Source organism: Streptomyces sp. NBC_00704, from assembly GCF_036226605.1.
Lineage (GTDB): Bacteria > Actinomycetota > Actinomycetes > Streptomycetales > Streptomycetaceae > Streptomyces.
Genome location: NZ_CP109000.1, coordinates 4,667,983 through 4,684,283, shown reverse-complemented (window position 1 = coordinate 4,684,283; position 16,301 = coordinate 4,667,983). Strand labels below are relative to the sequence as shown.

Here is a 16,301-nt window from a genome sequence, read left to right as displayed (position 1 = left end):
GTAGCTCAGGTGGTGATGAGACGGCTGTCGAAGCCGGCGCCCAGGAGGCGCTCGTACGCGTCATATACGTCCCCCGGTACGTGCTGCTCGACGGCAAAGCCGAGATTCGGGTACTCGATCACCCGTTGCAGGTCCCCGACAAGCATGTCGACGACGAGCTTCTCGTCGCCGATGGACTTGATGTAGTCGTCCAGTTCCAGCGGCTCTGAGGCACAGACGACCTCTGCCTCGGGCCACAGCTTGCGGCAAGTCGCGTACGAACGGCGCTCCATGTACGGCTTGGAGATCAGCAGCAGCGACTCGACAGCGATGCCGGCCTCGGCCAGCAGCTCACGGGAGAAGGTGATGTTCTGGCCGGTGTTGGCCGCCTTCGGCTCGACCAGGATCGCTTCGTCCGGAACGCCCAGACTCAGGGCATGCTCGCGATAGTGGACGGCCTCGCCGCGCGGGAAGCGGGCGCGGGTGGTGGGGCTGTTGCCGCCGCTGAAGACCACGACCGGGAAGAGGCCGGCACGGTAGAGGTCGGCGGCTGTGGTGGCCACGCCCAGGTCGTGGCTGCCGAGGCCGATCGCCGCCGAGCAGGGCCGCTGCTCGTGGCCCATTTGGTGGTAGTTCCAGATCAACGTCGCGTCGTGGAACTGCTCGTCGGTGATCTGGCGCTGCTCGTGCTGCGGCACTGGCACTCCCTGGCTCATCCCTGCTGGCCCCTTCGGATGCCCTCGATGCTGCGCAGTTGGTGGCTCAGCCCGTACTGCCGAGCCACCTGCGCCACCTGATCGAGGACGGACAGCCCATCATTCCGGGTCGCAGCGTCCGACAGAAGGATGTGCCCGTAGGCGGTGTCCAGCCGCACCCGCTGCATCGGGGAGTCGACCGTGCCGGTGGTACGCGCGATGTCGATGTAGTGCAGGGCCTGTGTCAGGTCACCGACACCGCGATGCGCGAGGGCCAGCTTCTGATGCGCCACGGACCAGTCCTCAGGCTCGCCGAGTTCCTCGAACTCGCGGGTGGCCGCCATCATGACTTCCGTGGCGTAGCCGTTGTTGCCTTCCTTGCTCAGGGCCGTGCCGATCCACAGCCGGGCCCTGGCCCGGTCGCGTCGACTGAGGCGTTCGTCTGCGGCGAGCTGCTCGTATCGATGAGCGGCGGCATCGAGCTGGCCTGACATCTCCCGTACGACAGCGAGGGACAGCTCGATCTGGGCCACCCTGCGCGGGATGTCGAGCTCGGAGAACATGCCGCGCGCGGTGAGGTAGGACTGGCGAGCGGACAGTGGGCCGAGGATCGCGCCTTGGTCCCGTTGCACATCGCCGAGCAGGACGAGCGAACGCCCGTACAGGTATAGGCCCTTGTCGTCGAGGTCGTGGGGGCCTTGGCTGACCAGCCACCGATTCAGCAAGGTCGAGGCGAATGGAAAGTCCTGGCGGCTGACACAGACCACGGCGCGCTCGATGTCGTCGGTCCAGGTCTCGTAATCCGCCGGTCTCACGGCCTTCCGTGCGGGGAACAACAGCGCTTCGAACCGGGCCTGGGCCGCGGTGTCCGCCCGTGCGAGCGCGGTGTCGAGGATCGCCTGTGTGTCGGGACGGGGCTGAGTCCCGGTACCGAAGCTCTCCCACTTGGCCACTGTGCGCAGAGCCACACCGAGGTGCTCGGCGAAGGCACGGGTGCTCATACGCAGGGCGGCGCGAAGGGCTCTCGCCTCCTGGCCTGTCCACTGCTGCACGTTGACCACGGATTACCTCCCTCCGTCACGTATGGAAGCACTCTCGGTGACGACGTGGGGCGGGAAGTGCAACGGAAGTGCAACAGCAGGTCATTTCAAGGCCGTTCACGGCAGCCGACGCTGTGCTCATGGAACTCATCACGGAACGCCGCCCCGTAGCCTTCCCTCAGGTCTTCGGCTACTTGCGCCATGCAACCAGCAGCCCGGCCCGTCACAGCGCACTTGTCAGCTGCCTCACCGAGTACTGCCGACGACATGAACTCGCCCTCTGCGGCGTCTTCGTCGACCGCGACACCACGGCAGCCATCCGCTCGCCGGCCTTCGTCGGACTCGTCGACGCCCTCGAACTGCCCGACACATACGGTGCCGTGATCCCCGCGCTGAACCACCTCGGGCCCAAGGACCTCAGTGCCGAGCGAAGGCGACGGATAACAGCGGCGGGTGCACGCCTGATCGTGGTCCGTACCTCCAAGCCGATGACGGGGGCTGCACCGGCCTGCGGCTCCAGCTCCAACCTCCAGCGACGGGCGGACACATGACATCCGTGCGTGACGCGCTGCGCAGCGCCCCCAGGGTCAGCGACGTGCCCGGCCTGCGCCTGCTGAAGGTCGGCGACGGCTGGGACCTCGTGCGAACCTCTGCCGAGACGGGCCTACTGGCCTTGGTCCTCCTGCGGGCAACCGGCGCCACGATCGGCCCGGTGCTCTATGACGGACCCAACGAGCGCCTCTACTACGCCATCGAGCCTGGCACCGCCGACTGCTGGAACGGCCTGCCCGTACGGCATCTCTCCACCAACAGCTGGCTCGTCGCACCCGGCTGGGAGGTGATCGCCGACTGGTACGGCGGCTGGTGCGAACTTCCCGACGACGACACCCTCACGGACGCCGAAACCCTCCGGATGGCGCTCCAGCACCCGTACGTCACCGCTGACAACGCGAAACGCCGCTCCGACGCCTGCCTCTGAAGCCCCGCGGCCCCGCCCCACACCTGGCAGCGGCGCCTTTCATCCGACCCGACCGCAAGGGGACATCCGTGACTAGCCACCCCGTCTCACCGAACACCGTCCTCGCCAACGCACTTCTCCGCACAGAGGACGTCCTGACCCCACGCATCCTGGCCACCCCGCCCGAGCGGATCGTGCTGGTTGTCGGCACCCAGATCAACGGTGCCCCGCACATCGGCACCTCGCTCGTCCAGTCCCTCGCCTTCGCCATGGCCGCCCGCCTTCGCGATCGATTCGGCATCCCCAGCGCGGTCGTCTTCAGCGCCCTCGACAACGCCCCGTACGAACTGGCCACAGACCCAGCCAGCGGACATCGTTACCAGCGCGCCTACGCCCAAGCACTCGGCGAGAAGGCCCTGACCGACCTCGTCACCGCGCTATACCAACCCCTGTTCACGGCCCTGACCCGGCGCCTGGGCATCCCCCACCATGTCGAGACCTACACCCAGCAGCAAGCCGGCGAATACTTCCGCCGAACCTGGCTACGGCTCCTCCCCCGCATCGACGCAGCCCGCTGGTGGCTGGCCCCCTCCACCGGCACCCCACACCTCCGAGTTCCGTGCCCCCAACACGGCTGTGGCTGGTCCGAGAAGCACGCTGAACGCACCAGGGTCCACCTCACCGACCAGGAAACCGCCGCCGTCTCCGCGGTCTGTCTCCACCACGGCCCGTACCGAGCCACCATCACGCCCACCACCAGCGCCTACCTCGACCTGGCGACCCTGTACCGCAACCTGGTCAAGGAACTCACGCTCACGAGCATGGCGACCCGGGAAACCCTGTACGTCATGGTCAAGGGCGGCGACTGGGTCTTCGGCTCCATCCTGGTCGACGAAGCCCTCCAGGCCGTCGGCCTCACCCGTGCACAGCTACCCGCCCGGCTGTTCTGCCCACAGGTCGTCACCGACACCGGCGCGAAACTCTCCAAGTCGCTCATCCGCGAAGGCCATGCCCCCTTGTCTGAGGAAGCGGCCCGCTGGATGCTCGACACCCGGGAATGGCCCGGCACCGTCACCGAGTACGCGGACCAACTGCTGGCCACGACCCAGACGATGCTGTCCGACCCCCGTCACTTCTTCCGCTCGTACTCCGCAGCCGAGATCGGCCGCCTGATCACCGCACCAGCACCCAGGAGCATTTCCGCCCCATGAGCAACACCACCGGCCGCGTCCACGAACTCAACCTCTACCGCCAGTACTTCGACCTCGTCGCATCAGGCGAGAAGACCATCGAGGTACGAGTCAAGTACCCCCACCTCGCCGACCTCGCCGCCGGTGACACCATCCGCTTCCGCATCAAAGGCACCGAGGAGACCTGCGAGGTCACGGTCAAACGGGTCACCGAGTACTCCAACTTCGAGGCTTTGCTCGACGGTGAGGGGCCCTCGAACGTCAACCCCACCGCCACCCGTGACGAGCAACTCGCCCGTATCCGGGCCATCTACCCACCGGCGAAGGAAGCCCTTGGCGCCATGGCCATCCGGATCGGCCTTCTCCCCTGACTCGGAGCCCGCTCCACGAGGTGCGGTCCTACTCGGTGTCCCGCTCCCCAGAGGTCCCGGGCGGCGGCCCGGTGGTCGTCCGCGGGACCAGCGTCGTCGGCAGGACGATGTGCTGCTCATGGTCCGCGTCGGAGTCGTCGATCAGCCGCAGAGCCGGAGTCGCTCTACGGGACCGAGGGGCTGGACCCGGCGACCGGCTTCATCAGCAGCACCGAGCCATGGCCCGATCACGCAGAGGGCTACAGCCGCACCGCGAACACTCACCCGCGTCCGCAATGAGCTCCGCTCTCCCGCCTCCGCCTGAACTGCATCGATCCTCAGAACCTGACGACAGGAGGATGTCGAATCCGGCGCTCAGAAGCCACTCGTGGCACCTCGGGCCACAGCTGGCGGCCGGTCCCACACGAACGCGTCCATGTACGGCTTGGAGATCAACAGCGCTGAAGCCCGGGCGAACTCGGCGGACCGGCAGCGTACTGAGCCCTCACGAGTGGGGCGAGGGCCCGGCTGCCCCTCAGAAGGCAGGCACGCTGTAGCTGAATTCCTTGCCCCCTCGGTCAGGGCCCGCGGAACGTTCACGCCGGAGTGCTCCCGCTTCCAGGAGACGCTTGAGCCGATTGTTCGCGTCAGGCAAGGAGATGTGCAGTTCCTCGGCAAGCTCCGCCGCACGGAAGGCACTGAGTTTGCGTGCGCGCTGATAGGTGTCCGACAGGACTTCTGCATCCCCGAGGAGGGTGCGGCTCTCGGCATCCACGGCAAACTGTTTGCGCCTTTGCAGACACACGTTGACCGCGTCCCGGGTCTCCTCGTTCAATCCTGCGAGCTGCACGGCTGCCACGGCATGACCTTCAGCCGAGAGAAGCGTGTGGAACTTGCCGAGGAACTCGTCCGCGAAGCGGCGCCCTGACTGTCCGCGCCGGTCCCCGTGTGGAGGCGGGCGGGCGGATAGCCTCGTCGCGAAATGTCGGGGTTCGGGGGGATATGCCGCCGGACTGACGAGCCGAGGAGGTCCCCATCGCCGGGACGCGACCGGAGGCGCCCGCCGCGCCCGCCGCGAGTCAGCCGCCGGAGGCCGATCTGCTGCGGACGATGCTGCGCCGGCCCGAATACCTCAAGGCGCTCGTGTTCTGCGGCCTGATCGGCGTTCCCGTGGCCCTGATCGCCTTCTGGTTCCTCGTGGCGCTCGACCAGCTGGAGCGGCTGATCTGGACGGACTGGCCCGAGGACCTGGGGTGGACACGGGCCCCGTGGTGGTGGGGGTTCCCCCTGCTGGCGGTGGCGGGCGCGGTCGTGGGGCTGGTGGTCTCGCGGCTGCCGGGGCGGGGCGGGCACATCCCCGCGGGCGGACTGCACTCCGGCGGGGCCGATGAGAAGGCGCTGCCCGGAGTGCTCGTCGCCGCACTCGTCGGACTGCCGCTCGGCACCGTGCTCGGCCCCGAGGCGCCGCTGATCGCCCTGGGCGGCGGACTGGCCCTGCTCTTCGCGCGGTTCGTGCGGGCCCCGCGGACGGAGGCGGGCACCGCGCTGCTCGGGGCGGCCGGAGCCGCCGCGGCGATCTCCGCGCTCTTCGGCAATCCGCTGGTGGGCGCGGTCCTGCTGATGGAGGTGGCCGGGGTCGGCGGACCGCAGCTGTTCGCGGTGATGCTGCCGGTGCTGCTCGCCAGCGGGGTCGGCGACCTGGTCTTCACCGGGTTCGTCCGCTGGACGGGCCTGCACACCGGGAGCCTCGACATCGGGCTGCCCGCGCCGCCGCCGCTGGACTGGGCGGACATCCTCTGGACGCTGCTGATCGCCGTGGCCCTCGCGTTCCTGATCCACTGGATCTTCGTGGCCGGACGGTTCACCGCCGGTTTCGTGACGTCGTGGACGGTGCGCACCACCACGCTGTGCGCGCTCGGCGCGGCCGGCTGCATCGCCCTCTACTCCGTTTCCACCGGCCGTTCCCCCGCCGAGGCGGCCCTGTCCGGCGAGAGCGCCCTGGCCGCCCTGGCACGGGACGCGGCCGCCTGGTCGGTCGGCGCGCTCGTGGCGGTGCTGGTGTTCAAGGGGCTCGCCTACGCGCTCTGTCTCGGCAGCCTGCGCGGCGGCCCCGTGTTTCCCGCGCTGTTTCTCGGCGGGGCGGCCGGCGCCCTTCTCGCGCCGCTGCCCGGTTTCGGCCTGGTGCCGGCGATGGCGGCCGGGATGGCGGCGGCCGTCACGGCGGCCCTGCGGCTGCCCGTCAGCGGCGCGGTGCTGGTCGTGCTGCTGCTGGGCAACGTGGACACGGTGGCGCTCGTGGTGCTCGCGGCGGTGGTGTCCTTCGCGGTGACGCAGTTGCTGCCGCAGGGGCCGGGCATCCCGGCGTTCGGCGGCCCTGCGGGGAGCGGGCCTGCGGGGAGCGGCCCTGGGGGGAGCGGGCCTGCGGTCAGCGGGCCGGCGGTCAGCGGGCCGCCAGCCGGTCGAGGGCCTCGTCCAGGGTCGTCGCGGCCATGATGAGCGACAGATGGGTGAACGCCTGCGGGAAGTTGCCCAGTTGCTCCCCGCTGGGGCCGATCTCCTCCGCGAACAGCCCGACGTGGTTGGCGTAGGTGTGCATCTTCTCGAAGGTGTAGCGGGCCTGCGGGAGACGGTCGGCCCGCGCCAGGGCGTCGACGTACAGGAAGGTGCACAGGCTGAACGTGCCCTCCGAGCCGCGCAGTCCGTCGGGGGAGGCGGCCGGGTCGTAGCGGTAGACGAGGCTGTCCGAGACGAGCCGGCGGTCGATGGCGTCCAGCGTCGACAGCCAGCCGGGGCTGCGCGGCGCGATGAAGCCCACCCGGGGCGCGAGCAGCAGCGAGGCGTCCAGGACGTCGCCGCCGTAGTGCTGGACCAGCGCCTGCTTCTCCTCGCTCCAGCCGCGCTCCATGACCTGTTCGAGGATCGCGTCGCGGGCCCGGATCCAGCGCTGGGTGTCGCCCGGCCGCCGGAACTCCTCCACGAGCTTGACGCAGTTGTCGAAGGCGGCCCAGCACATCACCCGGCTGTAGGTGAAGTCCTTGCGCCCGCCGCGGGTCTCCCAGATGCCCTCGTCGGGGCGGTCCCAGTGGTCCGAGAGCCAGTCCATCAGGCGGGCCAGGCCCCGCCAGCCGTGGTAGCCCACCTGCCGGCCGATCTGCTCGATGCCCTCGGACATGGCGTAGAGGGCCTCGCCGTAGATGTCGAGCTGGAGCTGCCCGGTGGCCGCGTTGCCGGCGCGCACCGGACGTGAGCCGCGGTAGCCCTCGAAGTGGTCGAGGGTCTCCTCCGTCAGATGAGGGTCCCCGTCGACCCGGTACATGATCTGAAGCGGCTCCCCGGTCACGCCCGCGCGGTCTGCCAGCCGCTCCCCCAGCCAGTGCACGAACTGGTCGGCCTCCTCGACGAAGCCCAGGTCCAGCAGGGCCCGCACCGACAGCGAGCCGTCGCGCACCCACGTGTAGCGGTAGTCCCAGTTGCGTTCGCCGCCCACCTGCTCGGGCAGCCCCATCGTCGCGGCGGCGACCGGGGCGCCGGTCGGGGCGTAGGTGAGCAGCTTGAGGGTGATGGCCGAGCGGTTCACCATGTCCGGCCAGCGGCCGCGGTAGCGGGACGTGCGCACCCAGCGCTGCCAGAAGTCGATGTCGTCCCACATCTGCGCGGTGACCGCGTCCGCGGTCGGCGGGGGCGGGGCCTCGCCGTCGGGGTCGCAGACGGTGAAGACGGCGGCCGCCGACCGGCCGGCCTCCAGGGTGACCGTGCCCCGCACGTCGCGCCCGTCCCGCTCCAGCGGGAACGTGGCCTGCAGATACGCGGTCGCGGCCGGGGCGCGGAAGACCGCGCTCGCCACCGTCCCGCCGTCCCCGCCTCCGCCACCGTCCCCGCCTCCGCCTCCGCCGAAGTCCCCGCTGCCCCCTCCGGCTCCTCCGCTTCCGCCGTTCCCTCCGCTCCCTCCGCTTCCTCCGGTCCGGCCGGTCGCGCCGGTCAGGTCGAGGGTGTGGTCGCCGCGGGCGTAGTCGAAGCGCGGACGGCACTCCAGGGCGAAGCGCACGGTGCCGCGCACGGTCCGCACGATCCGCACCACCGTGTGCCGGTCGGACGGCGTCCGGGCGCGGATGACGGGCATGTGGTCGATGACCTCGCCGACCCCGTCCGGGGAGAGGAAACGGGTCACCACCACGGCGCTGTCCGGGTAATAGATCTGACGGCGCGTCATCTCGCCGTGGGTGGGCGCGAACAGGAAGTGGCCGCCGCCGTCGTGGTCCAGCAGGGACGCGAAGACGCTGGGCGAGTCGAAGCGCGGGGCAGCGAACCAGTCGATCACCCCCTCCGAGGTCACCAGGGCGGCGGTCTGGAGGTCGCCGATCAGCCCGTGCTCGGCGATGGGCGGGTAACGGTCCATCATGGTCTCCCTCTGGTCGCCGGCGTCGTCTCACGCCGACCGGGCGGGGACGCGGCCCGCCCCGACCGCGTCGAGGAGGGCCGCGTGGTCCTTCTCGTTCTGGTCCGCGTACAGCTCGGCGAAGGCCGCGAGGGCCCGGTCGAAGACGTCGCCGCCGCCGAGGTAGGCGGCGATCGCGATGCGGTCGCCGGAGCGGGCGTGGGCACGGGCCAGGGTCGCCCCGCACAGCCAGGCGAACAGGGACATCCGTTTCGGCGACATGTTCTCGGTCACGGCGATGCCCTTCATGTCCCTGAGCTGGCGGACGTAGAAGTCGCGGCGCCGGCCGTCGATGCCCGTGCTGCGCTCCCAGCCCAGGAAGATGTCGCTGGTCGCCTGCATCAGCCGCTGCCCGGCGACGACCCGCTCGCCCTGGGTGCGGAACCGGCAGGCCCCCGCGTAGGGGGCCAGCACGGACTCGTCGGCCTCCTTCGCCTGGAGGAACAGCGGGTCCTCGCCGTCCTTGCCGAGCATCAGCACGATCCAGCAGCGGGTGCCGACGCTGCCCACGCCGACGACCTTGCGGGCGACGTCGGCGACGCGGTAGGTCTCCAGCAGGAAGCGGCGGTCGGACTGGAGCGACTGGCCGTACCGCTCGACGAGACGGCTGATCTCGGTCTCCAGCGCGCCGCTCTCGGCCTCCGGCAGCAGGCTCTCGAGGCGGACCAGGAGCGGCGGGTCGTCGGCGATCCTGCGCTGTCCGCCGACGACGTGGGTGAGCTTGTCGAAGACCTGGAGCGTGTCGCGCGAGCGGGCCTTCTCGCGGGTGGCGTCCCAGCGCCGGCGGGTGTCGGCGTCCAGGCGGGGGGCGAACGCCTCCTGGAGTCCGTCCGCCTCGAAGCGGGCGTACCAGACCGCGAGATTGCCCATGCCGGCGAACTCCCGCATCCGCTCGCGGTACGAGCGCACCCCCGTGCGCACCACCGAGGCCCGCTCCTTGGCGCTGAAGCCGTTGGCGCGGCCCGCGATGACCAGGCTCGCCGCGAGCCGCTTGACGTCCCACTCCCACGGGCCCGGCAGCGTCTCGTCGAAGTCGTTGATGTCGAACATCAGCCGCCGCTCCGGGGAGGCCAGCAGCCGGAAGTTCAGCAGGTGCGCGTCGCCGCAGCACTGGACCCGGATCCCCGTGCGGGGCGTTCCGGCGAGGTCCGCGGCCATGATGGCGGCGGCGCCCCGGTAGAAGCGGAAGGGCGACTCGCTCATCCGCGCGTAGCGGATCGGCACGAGGTCGGGGAGCCTCCTCGCCGACTGCGCCTCGATGACGTCCACCGGATCGGCGCGTCCGGGCGCCGGCGCGAACTCGGCGTGCGCGGACCTCGGCACGCCGGACCGGGCGGACTTGCCGCGCCGGGCGCGCTCCCTCGGGGTGCGGTGGCGCAGTTCGTGGCCGGTGGGGTGGTTCTCGCTCATGGCAGACGCTCCGCGATGGGGTCGCCGGGGGCGCGGGGAGCGGTCGTCGCCGCGGACGCGCCGTGCGGCGGCGGCCGGCGAACGCGCGCCCGGCCGGCGGATGGAGGAGTGGCCGGCGGGCACGAGCGCGGCCGGCGGGGTTCACGGGTGGCCGGTTGGGCTGAAGCGCGGCCGACGGGTTCACGCGTCCCGAGGCGGCCGAGGACCGGTCGGCCGCTGTCCGTCTTCCAACGTATCGCCGGTGGCGGGAGGCGGCGACCCGGGTCCGCCCAGGCGGCGCGCCACGGCGGGCTCCTGAGCGAAGACGGCGCCCGCGGTGATGCACAGCGTCATCGTCACGCACAGCGCGATGAGCCACGACAGCAGCGTGAAGACGGCGCCCAGCGAGCCGTACCGCTGGAGGCTGTGTTCCAGGGCCCTGGGCACGTAGAGGTGCGCGGCCGAGGTGAGGACGCTCAGGGCGGCGCCGGCGAGGAGCGCGCCCGGCAGCAGCGGCAGCCACGGCACGCGCGAGGTGAGCAGCAGGTGCTGCGTCCACCACCACAGGCCGGTCTCGGCGATCAGCAGCAGCGGCAGGCCCAGCCACAGCCCGGCGCCGAAGCCGTCCCGCAGGACGCCCTGCACCGCGATCATGACCAGCCAGGCGGGGAGCCACACGACCCAGCGCCAGGCGAGGGACCGCGCGCCCGCCTTGGGGAGCCCCCAGGCACGCTGGCACAGCCGCTGCATGGCGCGGCTGCACGCGGTGGCCGAGATCAGCACCATCAGCCCGCTGACGACGCCGGTGGTCTGGCGCAGTTCGGTCGTGTCCCCCTCGAAGACCTGCTCCAGCTGCTGCTTGGCGTCCCCGGTCAGGCCGAAGACGTCGCTGACGGAGTCGACGAACTGCTCCCGCAGCGCCTGCGGGGCGATCGCCGCGGCCACGAACAGCAGCGGCACGGCGGTGAGGAACGTCTGCGCCGCCAGGCGGGTCGCGGAGTCCAGCACGTTGACCGAGATCAGATGCGTCATCAGATGCGTGATCACCGGGAACCGCCGCTCGGCCCGGGCCCGCAGTCCACGCGCCCGGACCGCGACCGCCGCGCCCCGCGCCCGCCACCGCTCGCGGCGCGACGCGGACGCCGGACGGTCCCGTCGGGGGCCTGCGCCAGGCTGCATGCTGCCAGCGTGCCCGCAGCGGGCCCCCACGGCCCGTGGCGGAACCCCGGCGAGGGCCGAACGGGTGACGCGCGGGAGGCGGGCGGGAGGCGGACGGAGGCCGGGGCACGGGAGCGCGGGCGGTCCGGGGCCCGCCCGCCGCGTGAGGTTGTGCGGCCCGGCTCCGCCGCCGACGATGAGGAGATGAACGCAGGCGGCCACAGGGGCGGCCATGGTCCTTGACCTGCTGGTCATCGCCCTCGCGATCGCCGTCTTCCCGCTGTCGGCGACCGCGTTCGTCCTCGTGCTGGCGGCACGCCGGGGCCTGTGGAAGGGCCTGGCCTTCGTCCTCGCCTGGCTCGCCTGCTTCGTGGCCGTCATCGCCGCGGTGCTCCTGACGACCGGCGGGAAACCCCCGGCCCCCCGGTCCGCGCCCTCCACCGCCTCGACGGCCGTCAAGCTCGCCGTCGGCGTGGCGCTGGTCTGGTACGGGGTGCGCCGTCATCGCAGGGGGCCCCGGCCGAGGCCGTCGGGCGGGATGATGGCGCGGCTCGACCGGATCTCGCTGTGGGAGGCGGCGGCGCTGGGACCGCTGCTCCAGCCCTGGGGGCTCGTGGCGGCGGGTGCGGCGACCGTGGTGGACGCCGACCTCTCCCACGCGTCCTCGTTCGCGGCCCTGTTCGGCTACTGCCTGCTGGCCACCAGCAGCCTGCTGGCGATGGAGGTCTACACGGCCTTCGCCCCCGACGCCTCCCGGCTGCGCCTCGGCAGGCTGCGGGTCTGGCTCCAGACCCACCAGGACCAGGCGCTCGTCGTGCTGCTGCTGGGCGTGGGGCTGTTCCTGGTGGCCCGGAGCATCTACCAACTGACGTCCGGCGATTGAGCACGCACGGCAGCGCTTGCGTACGCACGGCACGCACGGCACGCGCCGGCGGGGCGAGAGTGGACACCTACGCGTACGCGTGGCGGGAAACCGCGGGGCGTGAGCACGCACGGCGTGAGACCGCGCGGCGTCAGGACCGCGGGGGACGACGTGCGCACGGGGGCTTCAGCGGCGGCCGGGCGCTTCGGCCGACTTCGACGGCGACCGGTGACTTCGACGGCGACCAAGGGCTCGCGCGGCGGCCGAGGGCTGCGGCGGTGACCGAGGGCGGCGTCCGCGGCCGGCGGCCGCGGACGGGGGCTTCGGCGGCTGACTTCGGCGGCGGCCGCGGGCCGGGACCGGGGACTTCGACCGCGGCCGGAGGCCTATGCCTCGCCGGTGTCCAGGAACTCGCGGAGGGCGAAGGCGGCCAGCACGATCACCGCCGTCCACACCACGACCGCCATGGTCGGATAGCTCCAGGTGAACAGGACCACCGCGGCCACCAGCAGGATCGCCGCCCCGATCCACCCCTTGAAGCGGTGCACGAACCCGCCCACCGGGCCCAGTCGCAGCCCCGCCGAAGTCGCCACGTCCCGCCCGGCGCCGATCCCCTTGCCGCAGAAGTGCCGGACGAACACCGCCGGCCGCGAGGGGCCCACCAGGAACGCGCCCAGGGCGGTGACCAGGGCCAGCGCCCCCACCGCCCGGATACTGGACCGCAGGAACCGCACCAGCGCGTCGTAGACGGCGCCCGCGGCGTCCGAGTTCGCGCCGGGCGGCAGGTGGTCGAGGTACACCGCGCGGAACACGGCGAGGACCACGCCCAGCAGCACCATGGCGAGGAACACCCCGATCGCGGCCCCGATGAGCGCCCGCCGCCGGTGGACCGCCAGGAACACGCCCGCGGCCGCGATCAGCACCGCCACGACCGGCAGCCAGCTGCCGAGGATCTGGAGCACCCTCAGATACGACTTGATCTTGCCGATGTCCTTGCTCTGCACCACGACGAAGTCCGTGTGCACGGCGGGGACCTTCGCCGCCACCGCGAGTCCGGAGTCGACGAGCCGCTCCTTCACCTCGGCGACGACGGGCGCGACGTCGATGGCGACCTGGCCGTCGCGCACCTGCACGGCGCCGCCGCCCGAGCCGGTCAGCGCCTTGACGACGGCGCTGTGGGCCCGCCGGTTGGCTTCCGTCCAGATCTTCTCGAACGCGGGCCCGGACACGACCCGCATCACGGTGCCGCTCACCAGTTCCTTGAGTCCGCTGTCGATGGGGCCGCTCAGGTTCTTGATCAGCTCCGCGGCCTTCGGCGGCACGCCCTGCTGCGACGCGGCCCGGCTCAGCTCGTCGACCAGTGCATCGACGTCGATCTGCCGGAGCACGACGTCGGTGACGCGGGTGGTGACGGCCCGCTGGACGTCGGGGTCGGAGGCCAGCGGCGCCACGGTCGCCACGTAGCGGTCGGTGTCGCGGACGATGCTGTTCGCCCAGACCGCGACCACGGCCAGCAGGGACAGCAGGGACGCCACCACGATCAGCAGGGTCGACCCCAGCGCGCGCCACCAGTGCCGGTGCGGATGCCGTCCGCTCTCCAACTCGCCCAGCCGCCGGTGCAGTTCGGCCAGCTCACCGGCTTGTTGGGCGATCCGGACCTCCTCGGCGGAGCCGCCGTAGGGGTCCTCGGGGCGGGGCGGGGGCGCATCGCTGCCAGTCATGCCTCGAGGAGAACGCCGGGAGGGCGGCCCGGCGAGCCGGGCGGTCCGGCCGGGTGAACGGACACCGCGGACACCGGGTGCGGCACCCCCTGCCCGGTGGTGCAATGGCAGTCGGGGGGCCCGCGCGACAGCAACGACACCAGCACAGCACCCGCACCCGCACCAGCACCAGCACCAGCACCAGAGGTGAAGCCGTGAGCGAGCAGAGCGACCTGACGCAGCAGACACCGCCGGCCGGGCCGGACGAGCAGGGCGAGCCGATCGACGAGATGGGGCCCGTCGACTACGTGGTGGTGGAGTTTCCCGGCAACCGGATGACAGGTGAGGGCTTCCCGCTGCTGGTCGACCTCGTGGACCGCGGCATCATCCGGATCCTCGACCTGACGTTCGTCAGGAAGGACGCCGACGGCTCGGTGACCGCCCTGGAGATCGCGGACCTCAACGGCGACGGCCGGCTCGACCTCGCCGTCTTCGAGGGCGCGCGGTCCGGCCTGCTGGGCCGCGACGACCTGGAGGCGGCCGCGGCGGCCGTCGAACCCGGCAACTCCGCGGCGCTGCTGGTGTACGAGAACCTGTGGGCCGCGCCCTTCGCCGCCGCCCTGCGCCGGGGAGGAGCCCAGCTGGTCGCGTCCGGGCGGCTGCCCGTCCAGGCGCTCCTCGCCGCACTGGAGGCGACCGAGGCCGCCTCAGGCTGACCGGCCCCCGCGCCGGGCGGGTTCAGGCGCCTCCGCCGACGACGGAGTAGCTGCGCCACAGGGACTGGCCCGGGGTGAACGCGACGGACGACTGCGTCCCCAGATAGAAGCTCTCCCCGCCGGTGCGGCCGCTCTGGTCGTCACCGGCCTCCGTCAGCACGCACGACTCGTTCGCGTACAGCCGGATGTCGTCGAGGGTGTAGTTGCGCACGCTGCGGGCGCCGCCCGGCAGGCGGTGGCATCCGTCGTGGGAGGGGCTCTGGATCCTCACGACCCGTCCGCCGGGGCCCGTGTACTGGATCGTGCCGAGGGCGGAACCGTTGCTGCAACCGGCGAAGGCAAGCAGGACGGCAAGCAGGAGGAGGACGGCTCCCGCGCCTCGGCGGGCTCGACTGCGACGGATCATGGCGACGGTCCTCGTCTGTCGGGGGCCGGCGCGGAACCGCGGCCTCTCGGCCCCAGGCTGCCGGGACCGGCGGCCGTCGGCATCCCGAGCGGGACCGCCCGGCTGACCGCCGCCGGAGGACGAGCCGCGCAACGCGAAGGGCCGGGCGACGGAGGAAGCCAGGGACAAGCGAAGCCCACCGCGTTCACCGAATTCACCGCGTTCAGCGAATTCAGCGAGTTCAGCGAGTTCACCGCTTTCGGCGAGTTCACCGCATTCACCGCTTTCGCAGCGTTCAGGCGTTCAGGCGTTCGCCGCGTTCAGCGCGCGGAATTCACCGACCCGCGCCTCCGGCCGCACCCGGAGGTGCGGCCGGAGACGGACGGCGGCGCGGTTCCCGCAGGGCCGAGGGTCACATGGCGCGTTCCTTTCTGGGGCCGACGCACAGGGCCCAGATCACGAATCCGTCGATGACCATCAGCGTGATGGCCCAGAACGGATACCAGGGCAGCCACACGAAGTTGGCGATCAGGTTCAGGCCCGCCACGGTGATACCGACGACGCGGGCCCACATCGCCCCGCTGAACAGGGCCATACCGGCCAGCAGCACGACGATGCCGAGCGAGAGGTGCAGCCAGCCCCAGCTGGTCAGGCTCCACTGAAAGGTGAAATTGCGGGTGGAGACGAACACGTCGTCCTTCGCGATGGCGGATATTCCCTCGAATATCGCCAGAACGCCGCCGAACATCATCATGATCGCGGCGAAAACCGTCCAGCCGGACACCTCGCCCATTCCGCGGGCGGTGGTCCGGTGCGTTCCGGTGCTCTGTGTGGCCATTTTGCGGGCTCCTTCAACTGGGCCTCGACGCCGGGACGACCGCCCGGTCGTGGACACAAGTCCAGCGTGCCACCAGATGCCGTAATCGGCAGATCGGGCGGAATTCGCGGCGGGCCGGGTTCGGTGGTCCAATGGAATGACGTATGGACGAAAGGGGATGCGCCATGCCGGGTCTTCTTCGCGGAGTCGCCCGCACCGCGGTCGTCGCGGGTACGGCGACCGCCGTCTCCAACCGTGTGTCACGCCGTCAGCAGGGCCGCTGGGCGGCCCAGGAGGGTTACCGGGAAGCCCCGCCGGAGCCCTATGGGCAGCAACAGCAACAGGGCTACGGACAACAGCAGCAGGGCTACGGGCAGCCGCAGGCGGCCCCGCAGCGGCCGGACGATCTCGGCGAGCGGATCGAGCAGCTCAAGCAGCTCGGTGAGCTGCGGCAGCAGGGGGTGCTCACGGAGGACGAGTTCGCGGAACAGAAGCGCCGGCTCCTGGGCTGAGCCGCTCCGTTCGACTGCGGTCGACTGCGCTGGTGCCGCCGAGGGTTGGCGTTCCTCGACGGCATGTCAGGCTGATGTCCCGACAGTCATGGTGTGCCAGTCATGGTGCGAGAGC

The 16,301-nt window shown here is 71.5% G+C and carries 17 protein-coding genes; 8 read left to right on the top strand and 9 right to left on the bottom strand.

The window, feature by feature from the left end; all coding sequences use genetic code 11:
- Positions 1-5 precede the first annotated feature (5 nt).
- Entirely contained in the window at positions 6-695 is a 690-nt protein-coding gene (locus tag OG802_RS20485) for a YdcF family protein (protein WP_329412494.1), read from the bottom strand.
- Positions 692-1,735: a helix-turn-helix domain-containing protein gene (locus OG802_RS20480; protein ID WP_329412492.1), complete on the bottom strand. Its 1,044-nt coding sequence runs from the start codon at positions 1,733-1,735 to the stop codon at positions 692-694. The genes OG802_RS20485 and OG802_RS20480 overlap by 4 nt, the downstream gene beginning before the upstream one ends.
- Positions 1,736-1,854: 119 nt before the next feature.
- Here OG802_RS20480 and OG802_RS20475 point away from each other — a divergent pair, with 119 nt between their 5' ends.
- The 4 genes from OG802_RS20475 (at position 1,855) to OG802_RS20460 (ending at position 4,233) form a co-directional block, all read left to right on the top strand.
- A complete protein-coding gene (locus OG802_RS20475; protein WP_329412490.1) occupies positions 1,855-2,265 on the top strand; it encodes a hypothetical protein in 411 nt (136 codons plus the stop codon).
- Positions 2,262-2,693 (top strand): hypothetical protein, encoded by a 432-nt coding sequence (locus OG802_RS20470; RefSeq protein ID WP_329412488.1) that lies wholly within the window; start codon positions 2,262-2,264, stop codon positions 2,691-2,693. Before OG802_RS20475 ends, OG802_RS20470 begins: the two co-directional genes overlap by 4 nt.
- Positions 2,694-2,761: 68 nt before the next feature.
- Positions 2,762-3,883 carry a hypothetical protein gene (locus tag OG802_RS20465; RefSeq protein WP_329412486.1) on the top strand — a complete coding sequence of 374 codons (1,122 nt, stop codon included), beginning with the start codon at positions 2,762-2,764 and terminating at the stop codon, positions 3,881-3,883.
- Positions 3,880-4,233, top strand: a complete 354-nt coding sequence (locus OG802_RS20460; RefSeq protein ID WP_329336200.1) for an ASCH domain-containing protein — start codon at positions 3,880-3,882, stop codon at positions 4,231-4,233. The genes OG802_RS20465 and OG802_RS20460 overlap by 4 nt, the downstream gene beginning before the upstream one ends.
- A 514-nt stretch (positions 4,234-4,747) precedes the next feature.
- Here OG802_RS20460 and OG802_RS20455 read toward each other — a convergent pair.
- Positions 4,748-5,071 carry an Lrp/AsnC family transcriptional regulator gene (locus OG802_RS20455; RefSeq protein WP_329412484.1) on the bottom strand — a complete coding sequence of 108 codons (324 nt, stop codon included), beginning with the start codon at positions 5,069-5,071 and terminating at the stop codon, positions 4,748-4,750.
- A 251-nt stretch (positions 5,072-5,322) separates the two neighbouring features.
- Between OG802_RS20455 and OG802_RS20450 the strand changes: the two genes are divergently transcribed.
- Positions 5,323-6,705 carry a chloride channel protein gene (locus tag OG802_RS20450; protein WP_329412482.1) on the top strand — a complete coding sequence of 461 codons (1,383 nt, stop codon included), beginning with the start codon at positions 5,323-5,325 and terminating at the stop codon, positions 6,703-6,705.
- Here the strand turns inward: OG802_RS20450 and OG802_RS20445 are convergent.
- From OG802_RS20445 to OG802_RS20435, 3 genes are all read right to left on the bottom strand, one after another.
- Positions 6,653-8,608, bottom strand: coding sequence for a glycoside hydrolase family 15 protein (locus OG802_RS20445; RefSeq protein ID WP_329417234.1), 1,956 nt, complete (start codon positions 8,606-8,608; stop codon positions 6,653-6,655). The two genes, OG802_RS20450 and OG802_RS20445, sit on opposite strands and share 53 nt — an antisense overlap.
- A 30-nt stretch (positions 8,609-8,638) precedes the next feature.
- Complete coding sequence (locus OG802_RS20440) at positions 8,639-10,057, bottom strand: DUF2252 domain-containing protein (RefSeq protein ID WP_329412480.1); 1,419 nt, start codon at positions 10,055-10,057, stop codon at positions 8,639-8,641.
- 180 nt (positions 10,058-10,237) lie between these two features.
- Entirely contained in the window at positions 10,238-11,215 is a 978-nt protein-coding gene (locus OG802_RS20435; protein WP_329412479.1) for a YhjD/YihY/BrkB family envelope integrity protein, read from the bottom strand.
- Positions 11,216-11,426: 211 nt separating this feature from the next.
- On the opposite strand from OG802_RS20435, the gene OG802_RS20430 reads away from it, so the two are divergent.
- The gene (locus OG802_RS20430) at positions 11,427-12,077 is read left to right on the top strand and encodes a GAP family protein (protein ID WP_329412477.1); all 651 of its coding nucleotides are present in this window, start codon (positions 11,427-11,429) and stop codon (positions 12,075-12,077) included.
- A gap of 365 nt (positions 12,078-12,442) precedes the next feature.
- Here OG802_RS20430 and OG802_RS20425 read toward each other — a convergent pair whose 3' ends face one another.
- On the bottom strand, positions 12,443-13,777 hold the full coding sequence (locus OG802_RS20425; RefSeq protein ID WP_329412476.1) for a hypothetical protein: 1,335 nt from the start codon (positions 13,775-13,777) through the stop codon (positions 12,443-12,445).
- A 269-nt stretch (positions 13,778-14,046) separates the two neighbouring features.
- Between OG802_RS20425 and OG802_RS20420 the strand changes: the two genes are divergently transcribed.
- Positions 14,047-14,472, top strand: a complete 426-nt coding sequence (locus OG802_RS20420) for a DUF6325 family protein (RefSeq protein WP_329417232.1) — start codon at positions 14,047-14,049, stop codon at positions 14,470-14,472.
- 22 nt (positions 14,473-14,494) lie between these two features.
- Here OG802_RS20420 and OG802_RS20415 read toward each other — a convergent pair whose 3' ends face one another.
- Together OG802_RS20415 and OG802_RS20410 are read right to left on the bottom strand one after the other, a co-directional pair.
- Entirely contained in the window at positions 14,495-14,878 is a 384-nt protein-coding gene (locus OG802_RS20415; protein ID WP_329412474.1) for a hypothetical protein, read from the bottom strand.
- 391 nt (positions 14,879-15,269) lie between these two features.
- A complete protein-coding gene (locus OG802_RS20410) occupies positions 15,270-15,695 on the bottom strand; it encodes a DUF7144 family membrane protein (protein WP_329412473.1) in 426 nt (141 codons plus the stop codon).
- Between the two features lie 164 nt (positions 15,696-15,859).
- On the opposite strand from OG802_RS20410, the gene OG802_RS20405 reads away from it, so the two are divergent.
- Entirely contained in the window at positions 15,860-16,186 is a 327-nt protein-coding gene (locus tag OG802_RS20405; RefSeq protein ID WP_329412471.1) for an SHOCT domain-containing protein, read from the top strand.
- Positions 16,187-16,301 lie beyond the last annotated feature (115 nt).

What these genes read in the sequence shown, in the direction of transcription:
- OG802_RS20415 (WP_329412474.1), bottom strand. Translation starts at nt 14,878, where the DNA reads ATGATCCGTCGCAGTCGAGCCCGCCGAGGCGCGGGAGCCGTCCTCCTC.
- OG802_RS20485 (WP_329412494.1), bottom strand. Translation starts at nt 695, where the DNA reads ATGAGCCAGGGAGTGCCAGTGCCGCAGCACGAGCAGCGCCAGATCACC.
- OG802_RS20425 (WP_329412476.1), bottom strand. Translation starts at nt 13,777, where the DNA reads ATGACTGGCAGCGATGCGCCCCCGCCCCGCCCCGAGGACCCCTACGGC.
- OG802_RS20460 (WP_329336200.1), top strand. Translation starts at nt 3,880, where the DNA reads ATGAGCAACACCACCGGCCGCGTCCACGAACTCAACCTCTACCGCCAG.
- OG802_RS20430 (WP_329412477.1), top strand. Translation starts at nt 11,427, where the DNA reads ATGGTCCTTGACCTGCTGGTCATCGCCCTCGCGATCGCCGTCTTCCCG.
- OG802_RS20435 (WP_329412479.1), bottom strand. Translation starts at nt 11,215, where the DNA reads ATGCAGCCTGGCGCAGGCCCCCGACGGGACCGTCCGGCGTCCGCGTCG.
- OG802_RS20445 (WP_329417234.1), bottom strand. Translation starts at nt 8,608, where the DNA reads ATGGACCGTTACCCGCCCATCGCCGAGCACGGGCTGATCGGCGACCTC.
- OG802_RS20420 (WP_329417232.1), top strand. Translation starts at nt 14,047, where the DNA reads ATGGGGCCCGTCGACTACGTGGTGGTGGAGTTTCCCGGCAACCGGATG.
- OG802_RS20440 (WP_329412480.1), bottom strand. Translation starts at nt 10,057, where the DNA reads ATGAGCGAGAACCACCCCACCGGCCACGAACTGCGCCACCGCACCCCG.
- OG802_RS20470 (WP_329412488.1), top strand. Translation starts at nt 2,262, where the DNA reads ATGACATCCGTGCGTGACGCGCTGCGCAGCGCCCCCAGGGTCAGCGAC.
- OG802_RS20410 (WP_329412473.1), bottom strand. Translation starts at nt 15,695, where the DNA reads ATGGCCACACAGAGCACCGGAACGCACCGGACCACCGCCCGCGGAATG.
- OG802_RS20405 (WP_329412471.1), top strand. Translation starts at nt 15,860, where the DNA reads ATGCCGGGTCTTCTTCGCGGAGTCGCCCGCACCGCGGTCGTCGCGGGT.
- OG802_RS20450 (WP_329412482.1), top strand. Translation starts at nt 5,323, where the DNA reads ATGCTGCGCCGGCCCGAATACCTCAAGGCGCTCGTGTTCTGCGGCCTG.
- OG802_RS20475 (WP_329412490.1), top strand. Translation starts at nt 1,855, where the DNA reads ATGGAACTCATCACGGAACGCCGCCCCGTAGCCTTCCCTCAGGTCTTC.